This window comes from Microvirga medicaginis (assembly GCF_052658925.1).
Window position 1 is genome coordinate 1 of the sequence record NZ_JBQWEL010000072.1, and the last position, 523, is coordinate 523.

General features: G+C 64.4%; 1 protein-coding gene. It reads left to right on the forward strand.

Annotated elements, in window-relative coordinates; translation table 11 throughout:
* A partial coding sequence (locus tag ACUXUR_RS26815; RefSeq protein ID WP_445505393.1) for a porin occupies positions 1-523 on the forward strand: 523 nt, incomplete at both ends.

Sequence of the window (523 nt, forward strand, 5' to 3'; positions counted from 1 at the left end):
AGCACTTCGGCACGCTCCGCTTCTCGGACGCTCCGACCGTGAACCTGCTCGCCTACACCTTCTCGTTCGGCAACGGCTTCTCGGCCACGCTGGCACTTGAAGAAGGCCGCTTTGACGGCATCAACAACGGCCTCGGCACCGACGTGACCGCCGGTCAGCGCACGCCCGACGTCGTCGCCAACGTTGCCTATTCCGGTACCTGGGGTTCAGCGATGCTCTCCGGCGCTGTCCACCAGCTCCGCAGCATTGCTCTCACGGATGGGGCCGGCGTCGGCTTCATTCCGGACACCGAGTACGGCTTCGCCGTGTCGTTCCAGGGCCACGTGAACCTGCCGATGCTCGCTGCTGGCGACGCTCTGTGGATTGCCGCCACCTATGCTGACGGCGCTCTCGGCTATCTCGGCTTCGATGGTTCCGAGGTTGACGATGCGATCATCGATGCTGATGGCGACATCGACACGACCCAGGGCTGGTCGGTGGCCGGTGGTCTGCGTCACTACTGGACCCCTGAGATCCGTCAGAG